Raw genomic sequence first — 16,758 nt, forward strand, 5'->3', positions numbered from 1 at the left:
CCTGCAGAAAACTGTGGAAATAGTAAAAAAATTGCTATAATAGGGTTAACTAGCTGCTGCTTATGGACAATATAAATATAGTATCTCTTTTAAACCATTTAAGACTTCTTCCGGCACTTCTCTGACCTTGATGTCCCTACCTAAGAAAAGCAGCCAATTAGTCATTTCGTTCACCTCTTCAGAATTGTTCACATGGATAAAAGTTTTTAGAATGGCTGTTGTTTGATAAGGGTTCGTATAGGAAAGTGAAACTTTTAAGGGATGGTATTTTTTGAACTGGGCAATTGCTTTTGGGCCAAGTTCAAGGACAAGGTTGATTTCTTCTTCCTGCTTACTTAGTTTTTCTAAAATGTTTTTCTTGCTTAGTCTTTTTTTTATAGAATAAGGTTCAATATTGGTGAGATCATCAACTGGAACAATTTTCTTCTTTTCTTCCTTTAAGTCAAAGCCTTCTATCAGCCAATTGCCTTTTTCTTGATAGAGATGCAAGAGATACATAGAACAAGACTTTATTGCCTCGCCTTCTTTGATGGTAATCGATAAATAGCTATCCGAAAGAAGGAGTTGGATGAGTTTCTCTAACATAGGGTGAGGGAGGTCCGAAAGCTCAAGCAGGTCGGGATTATTCGGATTCGTCCCTGCAAAAAGTAAGATTTGATTTAAAAGTACAAGGTCATCCTGCTGGTTTTCTGAGATGAGTCCTAGTAATTTTTCAGCTAAAGACTGACGGCTTTTAAGATAAGGGAGTTGTTGATTTCTTGTGGCCATAAAGGCAATAAAAAGAGCTTTCACTTCATTATCAGTAAAGCGTACAACGGGAAGGATCGAATTGTGCATGACAGAATAACCTCCGTCCCTTCCAACTTCAGCAACAAGCGGCATCCCCATTGCTTCGATTTCTTTAATATCTCTTATCGCTGTCGAACGAGAGATGTTAAATTCTTGCATGATTTCTGTAATGGTAAAGTGGGAGCGGTTATTAATATACCGCATAATCGTATTAATTCGTTCAACTTTTTTCATTGGGGCTCCTAAACAGTATCATATTTTGACATGATTTAACGCTATCATAAACATATCAAGTGATGACGACAAGTCATTTGGTAAATTTTTTAAAAAAGGAAGGTTTTAAAAAATGGCAGATTTTACTCTAGAAGAAAAAGAAAGCTTTACCGTGTTGGGTACTGGAACCGAGCTTAAGAGTGATTACACAGATTTTGCAGGTATAAACAAGGAAAAATCAGACTTTTGGCAGGCTGTCAGACAAGATGGAAGGCTCGATACTTTAAAATCCATAGCTGCAAACGACTACCTTTTTGTCGTAAATGAAGCAGTGAATAACAAGATGATGCATTATGCTGGTGTTATGTCAGAGGCCTCGGCGCCAGAATTAGGAGAAACGAGAGTAATCCAATTTCCAAAGGGAGACTACTTAGTTGTGAGAGGCGAAGGGAATACAGTAGAAGAAATGAGTAATAAAGTGACAGGTATTGCTTTTGGTCAAGCCTTAGCAGAAGCAAATAATGTGGCCTATGTTGGAGGGCCCAATGCGGCTGTTGCGATGGGGCAGCGAGACGGCTTAGTTTATGGCGAAATGTGGATTCCTGTTGTTAGGAAATAAAGTGATAAAAGGAGGGATGAAAATGTCCTATGTCGTTGATTTTAAAAATGTGTCTACGGTCGGGTTAGAGTCTTCACCTGTGTCTGAAGCGCTTGCTGGCTTGCGGGCTAATGAAGCTCGGTACTTTATGAACAAATATAAACATGAATTTACGGTTTTGCCTGCTGTCGAAAGCCAAGAAACCGTTGATTATGTGAACCGAATTTTAAAAGAAGAACGTGATATAGAGTTTGCAGCAAAACCATTAGAAACTTCGCGATTTCAAGTGGAAAATATCAAATTTTCCTATGTCTTTTATGAGGATGGTCTCGCACTCAACGTCATGTATACGGTTGATGATCCAAAGAAGCGAGCGGTTGGTTTTAAGCTGTCTGAAGGGATGGAAGTGCCAAAGGAGTTGGAAGGGAAGTTTAAATTTGCTAGGCAGAAGTCTAAACTAGCTGGAACCATTCGGGGATCATTTTTCGTCATTAAAGGAGAGTATTAACGTAAGCAAAAGCGTAAGTTGTGGAGTTTTTCGTATATGGGGTTATTCGTTTAGGGGGCACATTTCTTGAGTGAGAAATGTGCCCTTATTGTGCGCCCAGCATGGGCGTAGTCTATAGGGTGCAAGTCCCGAACTGCGAAGGCAGAAGTAGCAGTTAGCTTAACGCAAGGGTGTCCACGGTGACGTGGAATCTGAAGGAAGCGAGCGGCAAACCTCCGGTCTGAGGAACACGAACTTCATATTAGGCTATTTACGATTGGGTGAGTTTGCAGTACAGAACAAAGCCCTTTCTGCCGAAGGTTGTATGTAGTAAATGAAGCAGATAGGTGGAGGGAAAGACTACGTTCTTACCTGGGGAGGTCTGATTGGAACGCCAAGTTCACTTGGTAACCTATCCAGTGATGGATAGCTGAACAATCAGAAGTCAGCAGAGGCCATAGTACCATTCGAACTCGAGAAGAATGGGAAGGGCTGAACAATTAAGAGAGAGCAACATCTTGGCATTCAGTAACCTGCGATGAACACAGATAACCGATAAGGCATGCTTGAAGGAGGATATGGTGAATCCCATGGGGGACTTCAAGATGGTGGAGCAGAACTGGCATAAGTGGAATCGTTGTTCACGGAAAGAGGCGTAACCAATGTTAATGGAACGAATACTGTCACGGGAAAACCTCCTTTCCGCCCTGAAAAGGGTGGAACGAAATAAAGGAAGTCATGGTGTGGATGGGATGTCCGTACAAAACCTACGAGAGCATATCAAGAAACACTGGGAATCCATGAAAATGGAACTTCTTGAGGGTACCTATACACCGCAACCCGTCCGCAGGGTCGAAATCCCGAAACCTGACGGTGGGGTGCGATTATTAGGTATCCCTACCGTAACAGACCGTCTCATTCAACAAGCAATTGCCCAAGTTTTAACGACTATATATGACCCGATGTTCTCAGACCATAGTTATGGATTTCGACCAGGTCGAAGCGCCCATGATGCGGTTAGGAAAGCAAAAGGTTATATACAGGAAGGTTATCGTTGGGTGGTTGATATCGACTTGGAGAAGTTCTTCGACAGAGTAAACCATGACAAATTAATGGGGACACTAGCGAAACGAATCGAAGATAAACGCCTGCTTAAGTTAATCCGTAAATATCTAGAATCGGGAATCATGATAAATGGCATTGTGACAACCAGTGAGGAAGGAACTCCACAAGGAGGACCTCTCAGTCCTTTACTCTCTAACATTGTCCTTGACGAATTTGACAAGAAGTTAGAGGAAAGAGGTCACAAATTTGTACGATACGCCGATGATGCTAATATCTATGTGAAAACAATGAAAGCAGGAAACCGGGTGATGGATTCCATCACCTTGTTTATAGAAGGAAAGCTTAAGCTGAAAGTTAATTTGAAAAAGTCAGCTGTAGACCGTCCTTGGAAGAGGAAATTTCTTGGATTCAGTTTTACCTTTCATAAAGAACCCAAAGTTCGGATTGCCAAAGAAAGCGTGAAACGGATGAAGAATAAAATCCGAGAAATTACCTCAAGAAAGAAACCTTATCCCATGGAATATCGAATAGAGAAACTAAACCAATATCTAATGGGATGGTGCGGATACTTCGCCCTGGCAGATACGCCAAGTGTATTCAGGGAGTTTGATTCATGGATTAGAAGAAGACTTCGGATGTGTATGTGGAAGAATTGGAAGAAACCAAGCACGAAGGTGAGGAACCTCATTAGACTTGGCGTTCCGAAAGGAAAGGCTTATGAATGGGGAAACTCACGTAGAAGTTATTGGAGAATCTCCAAAAGTCCGATACTACACAGAACCCTTGGAAACTCCTACTGGAATTCCCAAGGGCTCAAAAGTCTATTATCTCGTTACGAAACTTTGCGTCACCAATCTTAGTTGAACCGCCGTATACCGAACGGTATGTACGGTGGTGTGAGAGGTCGGGGGTTAATCACTCCCTCCTACTCGATTAATGGAATAAGACTTCTATACTAAAGGGATAATAAATGTATCGAGCGGGGGTTCTGATAGTGGATAGAAGATAGGTTTCATCATTTATTTTCGAAATGGTGATAAAATTTTGTATTCGCATTCTTCCAGTCACATCATTTTATGAGGAGGAAATAGATTGAGGAAAGCTTCGAAACCCCTATTATTATTGGCAGTCTGTTTACTAATGATTTTAAGTGGAACTGCAACTGGGTTTGCTGCGGAAAAGAAAAACCAATCAACTTCGGTATATGTAAAAGCGATGACTTTTAATCTAAGGCATAAAAACAACAATGATCCTTCCCCGCACTCTTGGAATGAAAGAATGCCTGCTATAAGACGCCTGATTAACAAGAAGAAACCCGATATCATCGGGACACAGGAAGTGTTATATACGCAATTGAAAGATTTGAAAAATACTTTGCCTAATTATCATTGGATTGGTGGAAAAAAGGGAAAATACTCTACCATTTTTTATAAAGAAAAAGCTTACAGCGTCCTAGAGTATGGCGATTTTTGGCTTTCCGCAACGCCAGAAGTGAAAGGTTCAAAAACATGGGGAAACAAAATTCCGAGAATGGTTATTTGGGCAAAGTTTCTTGATAAAAAAAGCAAAAAGCCATTCTATTTCGTTAATACCCACTTTGATCATCAATCCGCTAATGCAAGAAAAAAAAGTGCAAAATTAATTCTTAAAGCGACAAAAAAGTTCGATCCTGAGTTACCGGTTATTTTAACGGGTGACTTCAATGCTGGACCAGATAGTCTTCCACACCAAATATTAACAAGTGATGGGGAATTTGAAGATTTATGGGAAACCGCTGAGATAAGAGTTAATGAAGAATTAGGAACGTTTAATGGTTTCGAAGACCCAACAGGTAAAGGACCCGGCAAACGCATTGATTGGATTCTCGGAAAAGGCAACGTGACAACAAATGAGATTGAAATTGTAAATTATCGAAAAAAAGGTCAATTTCCAAGTGATCATTTCCCGGTGATTGCGGATATCTCCTTAACTTATAATAAGCAAGAGAATAATTGAGCCACAAACAAGGTTATATAAGAAAAGGACCAATCCATAAGGATTTGTGTTCTTTTTTTATATAATTAAATGATACAGTTGTTTGGCAGAACAATATTTCTACATAATCGTCCTTTTTTATAGACGATTTTTTTCTGAAAAAAATTAATCTCATTTAAGCCAAAACAAGCTTTCGTGTGTCTAATACATATAAGACATACATGGAAAGGATGAATCATCATAACCCGTTTAATAAAAAAAGCTCAAAAAGGGGATGACCAAGCGTTCCTAAAGCTTTTTCAACCATACCAAGAAGACCTATACCGAATAGCTTTCACTTATGTAAAAAATCAAAATGATGCTTTAGATGTCGTTCAGGAGACAGCATACCGTTCGTTTAAAAAGATAGATACATTGAAAAAACCTGAGTATTTTAAGACGTGGTTAATCAAAATCGCTATCAATTGTGCCATTGAATTAATTAGAAATAATAAAAAGGTCGTCCAATTAAAACCAGAATATGAGGAGTATATCGGATCAGAAGATAAAGATGTTTCCCTTTCGATTACTCTCCAAGAATTACTCGATCATTTGAATGAAGAAGAAAAAAGCATCGTCCTTTTAAAATTCTACGAAGGTTATTCGTTTAAAGAAATTGCGATTTTATTAAATATGCCTTTAGGGACGGCGAAATCTATTTTGTATCGGGCGTTGCATAAACTTCGAAAAGATTTTAAGGAGGCTAGTATTTGTGAATAATATAAAACAAGAGTTGGAGAAAATTGAGATTCCGAAAGAGTTAAAGGATAGAGCGATCTTAGGTGTTAAGCAAGCCAAAAGGGAAAAAAAGAGAAAGAAAAGCTACCCTAATTGGATACTTGGTTCGGTCGCTTCAGTCTTGATTTTGGGAGCAGGTTTTACTTTTGGTGGTTCATACATAGCGGATGCTGCTGAAACTTTAATCAATCAATTATTTGGTTCAAAAGAAAATTTAATGCAAGCCTATCCTGGCGAGACTCAAGAAGAAATTGGTTACTTTGAAAGACATTTAGAAACAGCAAAAGAGAATCTAACTGAAGATGAGTTTAACAATTACAGTCAATTAATTAAAGAACAGACCGAGATATGGAGTAAGGTACGAAAAGAAAATAGAGAACCTGATGAGAAGGAGGCTGCGAGATTAAATCAAATTGGAGAATTAGAGAAATCTTACACAGATAAATTTGCACTGAAGGAAGTAGAGCAGTACGCAAAGTTCAGCTTTCCTATTACAAAACCAACATATATACCTGAAGGATATAAACAAGTTGACGAAAACTACTCAATTGAAAATGTAGGTGAGGAACCCGTTGTTTCGTTAGGTTTTAGTGATGGGAAGTCTCTGTTTTGGACAAGCCAAGAGAAAATAAATCAAAAAGATACTATGGAGGACATGCTTGAGACAAGTCCTTATGAAAAATCCAAAACCTATTCTTTAAACGGACTTCAGTTTGATCTTGTTTCCCCTAAAGATGGGAGTGCTAGTTTCAAGGGTGGTATGAGGGTTTCTGTACCAGAAAAAGGATACAAAATAGTCATTTTCGCAGAAGTTTTATCAAAAGAAGAAATGGAAAAGGTTTTGCTGTCTATGGTTGAAAAATAAAGGATTTAGACTGTAACACGCAAACGAGTAGAGGCAGCGGCCCCTACTCGTTTCGTATTACTTGGGATCGGAACACGACTGCAGTGATTATAATAACAACCAATGCCGGCAATAGCCATCCAAGTCCTTTGTCATATAGCGGTAATGCTTTTTCATAGAAGGAAACAATCGGCACCATCCATCCAAAATAATCAATTTCTAATGATATACATAGTGATTTTAAACCGTCAAAAATGCTAATCAAAAAGGTAATCGCGATGGTTAAGACATATACCATTCGTTTGTGATGAAATAATGGTGATAGAAAGGTCAAAATCATTAATACAATTGCTAGTGGATACAGGAACATGAGAACAGGAACTGAGAATGTAATAATATTCGTTAACCCAAAGTTGGCAAAGATGAATGATATCGTAGTGAAAAATATGACTAACGTCTTATAGTTGAATCTTGGCAGTAATGTTTGAAAATATTCAGCACATGCTGTTGTTAAGCCAATTGCAGTCGTTAAACATGCAAGTATGATCATAATGGCTAGCATGATCAATCCAAATGTTCCAAAATAATACGATGCTGCATTGCTTAGGACGGGCCCGCCATTTTCAGAAATTCCAAGGATTTCCGTACTTGTTGCCCCCATATACGCAATACCAATGTAAATGACTCCAAGTAACGAGATCGCTACAAATCCTGATTTTGCAGTAGCCCCAAGAATCCCGCTTTTTGATGTGATTCCAATAGAACGAATGGCATTGATCACAATAATTCCAAATACGAGAGAAGCAATGGCATCCATCGTGTTATAGCCATCTAAAAATCCTTTTACAAACGCTCCGTTAGCAAACTCCCCTACTGGCGCTTGGATAGCTCCCATTGGCCGGGTGACAACCATGAACAATAAAATAAAGAGGAGGAGTACAAGTCCAGGTGCTAAAATTTTTCCTACATTATCGACTATTTTTGCAGGATTTAGTGAAAACCAAAGGGCCACAGCGAAAAATAGTAAGGTGAAAATGAGTAATCCACCTTGCTGAAATCCTTCACTTATAAAAGGAGAAATTCCGATTTCATATGCGACCGTTCCCGTACGCGGTAATGCAAAGAATGGACCAATCGTTAAATATAAGAGGCATGTAAAAAAGATTGCATATGCTGGGTCTACCCTGCTAGCAAGCTCTTGCAAGTTACGACTTCCAGAAAATCCCATCGCTAAAATGCCTAGTAGTGGCAAGCCCACCCCAGTAATTAAAAATCCTGCTACCGCAGGCCAAAGATTCGATCCAGCCTGTTGTCCCAACTGTGCTGGAAAAATTAAGTTCCCAGCCCCAAAGAATAGGGCAAATAACATTAGTCCAATTGCCGTATATTTTGAAAATGGTATTTTTTCATTCATATGATCTGTCCCTTCATAGATGCCGAATTTCATTTTCTATTCAGAAAATATTAATGAAATCTATGTTACTATCTAACATTCGAAAATTCAACAAATTGTGACAAAATTTTTAGATAATTGGTGTGGTATATAATTCCATCTGCACAATAATGATTTGAAAAAGGGAAGATAAAGGAACTCCGAGAGTTTTGAAATGGAAACTGCTCTCTTCTTAATATCTCAATATAAGAGAGACTGATGTATTTCCATTATTTTTCTCCTTCTTCTTTTCAGTATTTACTTATTTCAATACTACGTTAGTCAAATTTCTGCTAGAATAAAAAAGTATTTTAATATAACAATTTCTAGCTGAGGTGGATTGTTTGAATAGATTAACCAATAAAGAAGTTATATTTATTGGGTTTATGTTATTTTCAATGTTGTTTGGTGCGGGAAATTTAATTTTCCCAGCTTATTTAGGACAAGCCGCCGGGGAGAATGTGTGGCAGTCGGTAATGGCTTTTATTATATCTGATGCGGGTTTAGCTGTGTTGGCTTTCATAGCTGTTGCCAAGTCGGGATCATTGAATACGTTAGTTAATCGGGTTCATCCTGCTTTTGCCTTGCTATTTCCTATGGCGATTTATTTATCAATAGGACCTGCACTAGCAATACCAAGGGCAGGAAGTCTTTCTTATGAGATGGGGGTAAAGCCTTTTTTACCTCCATCCATCGCGTCGTCGCCAGCCGGACTTTTAATATACACAGTCGTGTTTTTTAGCATTGTATTTTGGTTTGCAAAGTCGCCTTCTAAATTAGTAGACAGGTTTGGGAAGATTTTAACTCCTGCACTATTAATCTTAATCGTTCTTGTATTTATTAAAGCTTTGTATACAGACTTGCCAAGCTTTAAAGAAGCTTCATTATCATATAAGAATTATCCTATCTCACAAGGGTTTTTAGATGGATATCAAACGATGGATGCAATTGGCGCGCTCATATACGGAATTATGTTCACGAATATATTTAGAAGTAAAAAAATAACTGGGAAGTCCTCGCAAGTGAAATATTTGGTGATGGTTGGACTGATCAGTGCTTCCTTGTTAGCTTTTTGCTACTTGATTATTGCGTATTTAGGAGCTTCCGCTTCGATGTTTGGGAAAGTTGATAATGGGGCTATCGTATTAAGTACTATCCTGCATCAATTATTTGGTCCAACTGGAAAGATTGTACTTGGCTTCATCTTTACCCTTGCTTGTTTAAGTGTCAGTATCGGATTAATCACGTCATGTGCGCAATATTTTTCAACGATTATCCCAAAATTCTCTTACACAAGATGGGCGATTCTTTTATGCTTAACAAGCGGACTTGTTGCAAATCTAGGCTTATCCCAAATTATAAAAGTATCTGTCCCAGTGCTCGGCATTATGTACCCCATGGCAATCGCCCTAATTATTTTGGGCCTTTTACCTGATAGATTTCCTTTTCAAGAACGTTCGGTTTATGTGGGGACGATTGGCTTGATTGGGTTGTTTAGCGTACTGGATATTATCAATTCTAGCCTTTTACAAGGATCCTTTTCAGAAGTGTTTTCCCTTATCCCTCTGTATGATAAGGGTTTTGGTTGGGTCATTCCCGGATTGATCGGTTTCACCTGCGGCATCATTTTTGAAAAGTTATCATTCACAAAGATCGTGACGCATAAGGAAACGGTGTGAGATGTGTATGTGGGCTGGTCATAGATACGTTTGCTAAGGATGTGCGGAGAGAGCCATATTAATAAAAAACAAAAACAATTTACAAAGTGGATCTTTTATTAGGCGATTTCCACGTATACGTGAAGATGTCTTGTTAACTAATTAGCAATGAGTTGATGGGAGATATCTAAAAAAAGTAATGAATAAGAAGGGGACGGCCAGTAACCTGAAGAGAGCAGCCAATTAATTAACATAACTGCCAAGGTAATGTGGAATCGAGAAAAAGTAAAAAAGGCTATCGAATGTAATCAAAACTATTCGATAGCCTATATTATTGGAAACCACTTGCGGATTTATTTAATTTTTCATCATGAAATGATTCTTTGCATACGATGCTTACAGTGTTTGAAGCAGTCGTTCAAGCTCCTCAATCTCTCCAATAGACAATATCTTCTCCGCCAATGGAAACAGCATTTTTTCTTCCTTTGCAAAATGTTGGGTCAAGGTAGCATGGGCTTGGACAGCGGATACTGTAATCGTTTGTGCTTCGATTTCATTAATGGTGTGTCCTGCTTGTGCAGCTTCTGTAAGAAAGTCATGAAGATGCTGCTCCGCCTTCTCGTGTTCATATTCCATCGATTCAATAGTTCTGTCATTTTCCCCGAGGCGGCGTGTCATCATGGGGAATAACCCTATTTCTTCTCTTTTAGAATGAGCTTTAAGCTTATCATTAAAAGCAGAAACTCGCTCATTCAATTTTTTAAACAACTCAATAACAGCGGGTCCCGACTCGAACTCTATTTCTTCCGTAATCTCATAGAAATGGTCCATATCTATCCGAAGAGATACATGCTCCCCTTGCAACTGTTGCAGTGGGGCGCTTAGGACAATTTTTGAAACGTCTTTCATCAAATACCTCCTTATTTTTTCCTTTACTGCACTTTTTTAGCTTATATTATAAACCACGATAAATTCGATGGCATGTTACGAAGTCTTTTTCAAGTATATGCTAAAAGTGCTGCTCGTTTTGTGATGATCATCACATGAAAAAACATGCAACAAGAAAAAGGGACAGTTTATTTTAAGGAAAAGTAATCCTGACCCTTGGTAGATGCAACGTTATTCGATTAAGCCTCCAACTTAGTAGCGATGGCCATCACCATTTCTTTCGTTACTTTTGGAAGATAAGATACTAAAACCTTATTAACCATCGGTCCCATTGGGCCTTTTGCGTTGATATCAAGATAGCCGGTTATCTTCGTTTTATTTTCACCAATCGCTTCTGCCAAGTAATATCCCCCGCCTTTAAGTTTTCCATTCTCCCCCTCTAATGAAAAAGTAACCTTCGTCGGTTCGATCCATTCTGTTATCGTCACCATCAGACTAATCTTTTTCTTAATAATCCCAATATCACTATAAAACTCCCAAAGAGACTGACGGTTCGTAAACCTCTTATGTTGAATATATCCCAAAATCAAAGGAGCCCAATTATCCATATCCTTCACAAAATCCCAAACCTTATAAATAGGCAAATCCACCTCAACCTCATACATTCCGCTCGGCATACCTCTTCCTTCTTTCCGTTTCAATATCACACCTTACGTAAGTATATGTTTGTTCCACAAAGAAGTGTGTGAGTGCCAGGCACCCAAACAACTCTGAAACAATTCGGAATTGTACGGGAATTGTTTGGGTGCCTGGCACTTAATTTCAATTAGATCATGCAGATTAATATTGTTATACTGTTAGTATTATGCTTAATTGTTATACTTTTGCTATTTTTGTGGTTTTTAAGTTTTTAAGAAGATAGTTAGGGCAAACTTTTCAGGAGCATAAATGACAATAGCAGAGTTGTATTTAACTTTATCTCAGAATATTACTTACCATATGAAAAAAATATATATAAACAAGGAGAACGTGGAAGAATCATGGGTTTTAAAGATGAATTCAAACGTGAATTGCGTAACATAAAAAGAGATGTCGAAAAAGAAGTACATAAAACGTGGACCTTTGATTATAAAGGACATCGTATTGAAATCATTAATCAAGTGAAAGAAGAGCAGCTTCTTATTGATGGTATTACGATTGACAGGAAGCAACGGAAGTATTTATTATCGCATATCATTCCGTATTCTAAATTATCAGGGACACTTGAACTGAAAGATGGCACAAAGCATAAGGTTACTGTTAAACTTGGCGGTTATGTCCGTCTTAATTGTATTGTGAAAATCGATAATCAAGAGATTTATAGTGAAGCAGTGAAACTTGCTTTTCTTCCATGGGATCATAAAGAAAAAATAGTTCCCTATATTCAACAACAATTTCAAATGAATAATAAAATCGGTGATTATTTGCCAGATGAAGAATACTTGTATGATGAAAATTCACCACGCTTGGCTGCTGGGTTATCCGATCATATTGTAAATGAGGTATCCACTCCGTTCTTTCCTAAAAAGCTGCTAAAACTTTTTAAAGAACAAGTTAATCAGCCAACGACGAAGACACGAAAAGCAACGTATGAAGCAGTTATTTATGATCATATTGCAAGCTACGGTGAAGAGTTTATTGAACTACTACAGCAGGCTCAATTGGACGAATCACTCGTGCAGCAAGAGGCAATATGGTTGCTGGAACATGCAGCACATAGAGAGGTAGTAAAATTTGCTATTTCTGTACTTGGTTGTACGAATTGTGAAGAGAATAAAGAGCTATTATCCATCATAGGAATGCATGAGGAATTTACACCATATGTCATATTTGCATTGAAAAATGGCACGATCCAGGCAAACGATCAAATTTGGCGACTCGCTCAATCTGCCCATGGTTGGGGGAAGATTACAGCGGTCGAACAACTGGAAGCAAGGACACCCGAGATCAAACAATGGCTTCTGACAACTGGCTGTGAAAACAGCGTTGCTGATGAATATTTAGCTTATCCGTGTGCGGCAAAAGGAGAACTTGATATTGCACTATACGAGGATACGATTTTAAAAGATCTATATGATGGAGCGGGTCTTATCATTCTAGGGCTGCTTAGCGAAAATGCTCCACAAGGCATGGACGAATATCCGCATGCTAGCGCTGTTCTTTCGCGCTTCGTTCACCATGCCCAAAAATTGTGCGAGACACTCGAAGATTTTTACCCGCTTATGAAAATAAGTGAATATGTACATGAAGAACGTTTTAATGATCAATGGAAACGATATGAGCGTACTTCTCTTCAGGAAGCGATTCAACTATTTGTAAATGATCCAAAATGGTCACAGCTCGCTATAGAAGCGCTTAAAAAAGATTACAATAGGAAGGCACTCGAGATTGCCCGTTTTTACGAAAATGATGTCACACCATTTTTGTTTGAAAGCCTTAAAAAAAATCCAACAAACAGTGATTTATTTTTTGCTATTATGGAAACTAATCAGAGGCAACATATTAAAGATCTCTGCACCTTTGCAGAAACTCATCTTTCTTTATCAAATCTATCAAATGATGAGCAAGATTGTCTGTTATATATTATTCAAGAACTATATGAGCACGAAGGTGTCGGACTGATGCTTATTCATGCTGCCCTTACATCGGACAATGGGGGCTTGCAATACCACGCGTTAAGCGTACTGGAAGGATGGGAACCATCGATTTGGCAACAATCTGATATAAAGGAAAGCATTAAAGAAATCGCTGCTACAACAAAGGATAAAGAAGACCGTCAATTGGCAAGACGATTATTAAATAGATAAACAGAGAAATGATTGTATATGAACGAAAAGATAGTCTATAAAAAAGACACGATTAAATGTGATCGTGTCTTATTTTATGAATGAATATTGGCTAAGCGGTTCTTGAAAAAATAATTCAACATTCTGATATTCTCCTATCAATCTACAAATGATACGATAAAAGAAGATTAACCATGGAGATGAGGAATTTTCTATGTTCCAAGAAAAACTGAAAGAACAGTTAAATAAAAATAAGTCCCTATTTATCGGGGAGGAATCCGCATTTCGTTCGGCAGTGTTAATTCCTTTAGTTCAAGTGGGTGATGAATGGCATGTCCTTTTTGAAGTGCGTTCTTCGACGATGAGGAAACAGCCAGGCGATATTTGTTTTCCTGGAGGTAGAATCGACCCGACAGACGAATCCCCTTTGGCGGCAGCTTTGCGGGAAACACATGAAGAATTAGGGATCGATCCAAAAACGGTTACGGTTTTAGGGGAATTAAGTCCTTATATAGCTTTTCCTTCATTTGTTATCTATCCTTTTGCAGGAATTGTTGATTATGATCAAATCATTCTTAATAAGGAAGAAGTTGAGGAGGTATTTACGGTGCCCGTCAAATGGCTATTGGATTATAAGCCTTATATGCATTTAGTATCCATTGAACCAAAGCCAGCCCTAGACTTTCCTTATGAGAAAATTATGAACGGCACTCAATATCAATGGAGAACTCGTTCAATAGAAGAATGGTTTTTTGAATATGAAAAGTATACAATTTGGGGTTTAACAGCAAGGATTTTAAAGCATTTTATAGAGATCATTAAATAAGTGATGTTTTTGTAACTGTCAGCAGACTTGTTCAAGTGCTCAAAATAATATGAAAGAGTATTGTCATTTAATTCAAAATGCTCGATAATCAAAAGGATTAGTGGACGATTGATAAGGGGGATGACAAATTGAAATTACGAGTTTCAGCTGTTCAGTACCATTTGCATACGATCCAATCATTTGAGGAGTTTGCGAAGCAATGTGAACATTATATTAAAACCGCGCAAGAATTCGGATCGGAATTTATTTTGTTTCCCGAGTTTTTTACGACACAGTTATTATCGATTGGAAATGAAGAAGAGGCTAGTTTATCGATTGATGAGCTTCCTAGCTTCACTAAACAATATAAAGAATTATTTACTAATTTTGCAAAAGAAACGAAAATGCATATTATTGCTGGCACACATGTGATTAAAAAGAATGATCGCCTATACAATGTGGCCCATTTATTTTATCCAGATGGACGAATTGCGGAGCAGGCGAAACTGCATATTACTCCAACAGAGGTTGAAGAATGGAATATGTCTGCTGGTGGTGGGCTTGAAGTATTTGATACAGATAAAGGAAGAATCGCTGTCTTGACGTGCTATGATATTGAATTTCCGGAAATCGTCAGAATGGCGAAGGCGAAGGGAGCGGACGTTATTTTTTGCCCATCTTGTACGGACGATCGTCACGGATTCCATCGCGTTCGCTACACGAGCCATGCACGTGCGATTGAAAATCAAGTGTATGTTGTCTTGACGGGTACAGTAGGTTCTCTGCCAACAGTCGATTTCATGAGAGGCAATTTTGGGCAGGCAGCTGTCATTACTCCAAATGATGTTCCATTTCCTCCGCAAGGAATTATGGTACAAGGTGAAATTAATGATGATATGATTGTGACCGCTGATCTCGATTTATCGTTATTAAATGAAGTTCGTGAACGTGGTTCAGTGACCACATGGCGTGATCGTCGCGTCGACTTATATCCTGATTGGGAAAAGAGCGAGTAGAGGGATGACGATGGCTTATCGGAGCGAATTCTATACTTTTGATCAAGATAAACCAGTCCCTATTGTCATTCGGAATTATACAAAAGAAGACTTTGACGAACTAATTCAAATTCAGGCTGAATGTTTTCCACCGCCTTTTCCATCTGACTTATGGTGGAATAAAGAGCAATTGACGAATCATGTTACATTGTTTCCTGAAGGCGCCTTATGTGTGGAAGTGGATGGCGAATTAGCAGGATCTTTAACAGGGGTTTGCGTCCATTTTGACCCTGCCCATCCAACTCATAAATGGGAAGAGATAACGGATAGTGGTTATATTCGCAACCATGACCCACAAGGAAATACGCTCTATATTGTTGATATTAGTGTTAGGCCAAAGTTTCGGAAGCTTGGCCTTGGCAAATGGTTGATGGAGTCGATGTATCAAGTAGTCATTCAGCTTCGTCTTGACCGTTTACTCGGCGGTGGCAGGATGCCGGGCTATCATAAAGTGGCGGATCAATTGACGCCGAATGAATATATAGGTGCCGTCCTTAAAGGAGAAATGAAGGATCCTGTTATCTCCTTCCTTTTAAAGTGTGGCCGGACACCCGTGTCCATTATCGAAGATTACTTAGATGATGAGGAATCCCTTAATTATGCTGTTTTAATGGAATGGAAAAACCCGTTTAGATAGAGAGGAGAATAAAGTTCATGGAATACAGAAGAATTACGAGTATTAAAGACCCATTTTTTGTAAAAATGCATGATTTAATGAAAGAGGTTTTTCCACCAGAAGAGGTGCTCGAATTTGACTTATGGAAAGAGCCATTAGAAGACCCTGGTATTAGAGTGTTTGTCGCTGTTCTAAACGATGAAGTAGTTGGGGCTACAGAATATCGCTACTATCCTGATTGGAATATCGCGATGACAGACTTCACGATTATTGGCCGTCCTGGTTTAAGTCTTGGCCGATTTTTAGCTCGAAATCGCGAAAAGGATCTTCATACGCTGGCGAAAGAAAATGGAAAAGAGTTGTTTGGTATGTTTGCAGAAATTTACGATCCATATCAGCTTGAAGATCATGAATTTGGCGGTGTGAAACCAATGAATCCATTCGTACGCCGTGAAGTTTTATCCCATCTCGGATACAAACGTACTGATTTATCCTATGTTCACCCGTCTTGGGAAAATAACGGAGAAGCTGTAAAGGGACTTGATTTTTGCTTCATGCCAACGGATGAAAATGTATCGGAAATTTCAGCGAGTCTCGTTGCAGACTTTTTAACAAATTATTACTCCGTTTTATCGAACAAGCCTCAAGAATGGGTGCAAATGGTGGAAGATATTAAAAACAAAGAAAGCATACGATTACTGCCGTTATAATGATGAAAGCCGCTGTTTACAC

The 16,758-nt window shown here is 38.5% G+C and carries 16 protein-coding genes; 12 read left to right on the forward strand and 4 right to left on the reverse strand.

The genetic code is table 11. The features are described 5' to 3' along the window. Nucleotides 1-60: 60 nt before the first annotated feature. Nucleotides 61-1,023, reverse strand: coding sequence for a helix-turn-helix transcriptional regulator (locus KHA96_RS08620; RefSeq protein WP_213128911.1), 963 nt, complete (start codon nucleotides 1,021-1,023; stop codon nucleotides 61-63). Between the two features lie 112 nt (nucleotides 1,024-1,135). On the opposite strand from KHA96_RS08620, the gene KHA96_RS08625 reads away from it, so the two are divergent. From KHA96_RS08625 to KHA96_RS08650, 6 genes are all read left to right on the forward strand, one after another. After that, nucleotides 1,136-1,621, forward strand: coding sequence for a GyrI-like domain-containing protein (locus KHA96_RS08625; protein WP_213128912.1), 486 nt, complete (start codon nucleotides 1,136-1,138; stop codon nucleotides 1,619-1,621). A 22-nt stretch (nucleotides 1,622-1,643) separates the two neighbouring features. Then, nucleotides 1,644-2,108, forward strand: coding sequence for a phage tail protein (locus KHA96_RS08630; protein ID WP_213128913.1), 465 nt, complete (start codon nucleotides 1,644-1,646; stop codon nucleotides 2,106-2,108). 641 nt (nucleotides 2,109-2,749) lie between these two features. Further along, entirely contained in the window at nucleotides 2,750-4,012 is a 1,263-nt protein-coding gene (ltrA, locus tag KHA96_RS08635; protein WP_213127439.1) for a group II intron reverse transcriptase/maturase, read from the forward strand. Nucleotides 4,013-4,244: 232 nt separating this feature from the next. After that, entirely contained in the window at nucleotides 4,245-5,147 is a 903-nt protein-coding gene (locus tag KHA96_RS08640; RefSeq protein WP_213128914.1) for an endonuclease/exonuclease/phosphatase family protein, read from the forward strand. Nucleotides 5,148-5,378: 231 nt separating this feature from the next. Further along, entirely contained in the window at nucleotides 5,379-5,885 is a 507-nt protein-coding gene (locus KHA96_RS08645; protein ID WP_349305754.1) for an RNA polymerase sigma factor, read from the forward strand. Further along, nucleotides 5,878-6,768: a DUF4367 domain-containing protein gene (locus KHA96_RS08650; RefSeq protein WP_213128915.1), complete on the forward strand. Its 891-nt coding sequence runs from the start codon at nucleotides 5,878-5,880 to the stop codon at nucleotides 6,766-6,768. The genes KHA96_RS08645 and KHA96_RS08650 overlap by 8 nt, the downstream gene beginning before the upstream one ends. A 43-nt stretch (nucleotides 6,769-6,811) precedes the next feature. Here KHA96_RS08650 and brnQ (KHA96_RS08655) read toward each other — a convergent pair whose 3' ends face one another. Continuing rightward, nucleotides 6,812-8,161 (reverse strand): branched-chain amino acid transport system II carrier protein, encoded by a 1,350-nt coding sequence (gene brnQ / locus KHA96_RS08655; protein WP_213129882.1) that lies wholly within the window; start codon nucleotides 8,159-8,161, stop codon nucleotides 6,812-6,814. A gap of 362 nt (nucleotides 8,162-8,523) precedes the next feature. Between brnQ (KHA96_RS08655) and brnQ (KHA96_RS08660) the strand changes: the two genes are divergently transcribed. Then, nucleotides 8,524-9,858: a branched-chain amino acid transport system II carrier protein gene (gene brnQ / locus KHA96_RS08660; RefSeq protein ID WP_213128916.1), complete on the forward strand. Its 1,335-nt coding sequence runs from the start codon at nucleotides 8,524-8,526 to the stop codon at nucleotides 9,856-9,858. 375 nt (nucleotides 9,859-10,233) lie between these two features. On the opposite strand, the gene KHA96_RS08665 is transcribed toward brnQ (KHA96_RS08660), so the two are convergent. Further along, the gene (locus KHA96_RS08665) at nucleotides 10,234-10,746 is read right to left on the reverse strand and encodes a hemerythrin domain-containing protein (protein ID WP_213128917.1); all 513 of its coding nucleotides are present in this window, start codon (nucleotides 10,744-10,746) and stop codon (nucleotides 10,234-10,236) included. Between the two features lie 218 nt (nucleotides 10,747-10,964). Then, a complete protein-coding gene (locus KHA96_RS08670) occupies nucleotides 10,965-11,426 on the reverse strand; it encodes an SRPBCC family protein (RefSeq protein ID WP_249315415.1) in 462 nt (153 codons plus the stop codon). Between the two features lie 339 nt (nucleotides 11,427-11,765). On the opposite strand from KHA96_RS08670, the gene KHA96_RS08675 reads away from it, so the two are divergent. The 5 genes from KHA96_RS08675 (at nucleotide 11,766) to KHA96_RS08695 (ending at nucleotide 16,736) form a co-directional block, all read left to right on the forward strand. Beyond that, the gene (locus tag KHA96_RS08675) at nucleotides 11,766-13,571 is read left to right on the forward strand and encodes a hypothetical protein (RefSeq protein ID WP_213128918.1); all 1,806 of its coding nucleotides are present in this window, start codon (nucleotides 11,766-11,768) and stop codon (nucleotides 13,569-13,571) included. A gap of 193 nt (nucleotides 13,572-13,764) precedes the next feature. Beyond that, nucleotides 13,765-14,376 carry an NUDIX hydrolase gene (locus KHA96_RS08680; protein WP_213128919.1) on the forward strand — a complete coding sequence of 204 codons (612 nt, stop codon included), beginning with the start codon at nucleotides 13,765-13,767 and terminating at the stop codon, nucleotides 14,374-14,376. A gap of 128 nt (nucleotides 14,377-14,504) precedes the next feature. Next, the gene (locus KHA96_RS08685; protein ID WP_213128920.1) at nucleotides 14,505-15,371 is read left to right on the forward strand and encodes a carbon-nitrogen hydrolase family protein; all 867 of its coding nucleotides are present in this window, start codon (nucleotides 14,505-14,507) and stop codon (nucleotides 15,369-15,371) included. A 10-nt stretch (nucleotides 15,372-15,381) separates the two neighbouring features. After that, on the forward strand, nucleotides 15,382-16,047 hold the full coding sequence (locus tag KHA96_RS08690; protein WP_213128921.1) for a GNAT family N-acetyltransferase: 666 nt from the start codon (nucleotides 15,382-15,384) through the stop codon (nucleotides 16,045-16,047). A gap of 17 nt (nucleotides 16,048-16,064) precedes the next feature. Further along, nucleotides 16,065-16,736: a GNAT family N-acetyltransferase gene (locus KHA96_RS08695; RefSeq protein ID WP_213128922.1), complete on the forward strand. Its 672-nt coding sequence runs from the start codon at nucleotides 16,065-16,067 to the stop codon at nucleotides 16,734-16,736. Nucleotides 16,737-16,758 lie beyond the last annotated feature (22 nt).

The organism is Bacillus sp. FJAT-49711 (genome assembly GCF_018343715.1).
In the GTDB taxonomy this organism is placed as follows: Bacteria; Bacillota; Bacilli; order Bacillales; family Bacillaceae_C; genus Lederbergia.

What these genes read in the sequence shown, in the direction of transcription:
- ltrA (WP_213127439.1), top strand. Translation starts at nt 2,750, where the DNA reads ATGTTAATGGAACGAATACTGTCACGGGAAAACCTCCTTTCCGCCCTG.
- brnQ (WP_213129882.1), bottom strand. Translation starts at nt 8,161, where the DNA reads ATGAATGAAAAAATACCATTTTCAAAATATACGGCAATTGGACTAATG.
- KHA96_RS08690 (WP_213128921.1), top strand. Translation starts at nt 15,382, where the DNA reads ATGGCTTATCGGAGCGAATTCTATACTTTTGATCAAGATAAACCAGTC.
- KHA96_RS08625 (WP_213128912.1), top strand. Translation starts at nt 1,136, where the DNA reads ATGGCAGATTTTACTCTAGAAGAAAAAGAAAGCTTTACCGTGTTGGGT.
- KHA96_RS08665 (WP_213128917.1), bottom strand. Translation starts at nt 10,746, where the DNA reads ATGAAAGACGTTTCAAAAATTGTCCTAAGCGCCCCACTGCAACAGTTG.
- KHA96_RS08675 (WP_213128918.1), top strand. Translation starts at nt 11,766, where the DNA reads ATGGGTTTTAAAGATGAATTCAAACGTGAATTGCGTAACATAAAAAGA.
- KHA96_RS08695 (WP_213128922.1), top strand. Translation starts at nt 16,065, where the DNA reads ATGGAATACAGAAGAATTACGAGTATTAAAGACCCATTTTTTGTAAAA.
- KHA96_RS08630 (WP_213128913.1), top strand. Translation starts at nt 1,644, where the DNA reads ATGTCCTATGTCGTTGATTTTAAAAATGTGTCTACGGTCGGGTTAGAG.
- KHA96_RS08620 (WP_213128911.1), bottom strand. Translation starts at nt 1,023, where the DNA reads ATGAAAAAAGTTGAACGAATTAATACGATTATGCGGTATATTAATAAC.
- KHA96_RS08680 (WP_213128919.1), top strand. Translation starts at nt 13,765, where the DNA reads ATGTTCCAAGAAAAACTGAAAGAACAGTTAAATAAAAATAAGTCCCTA.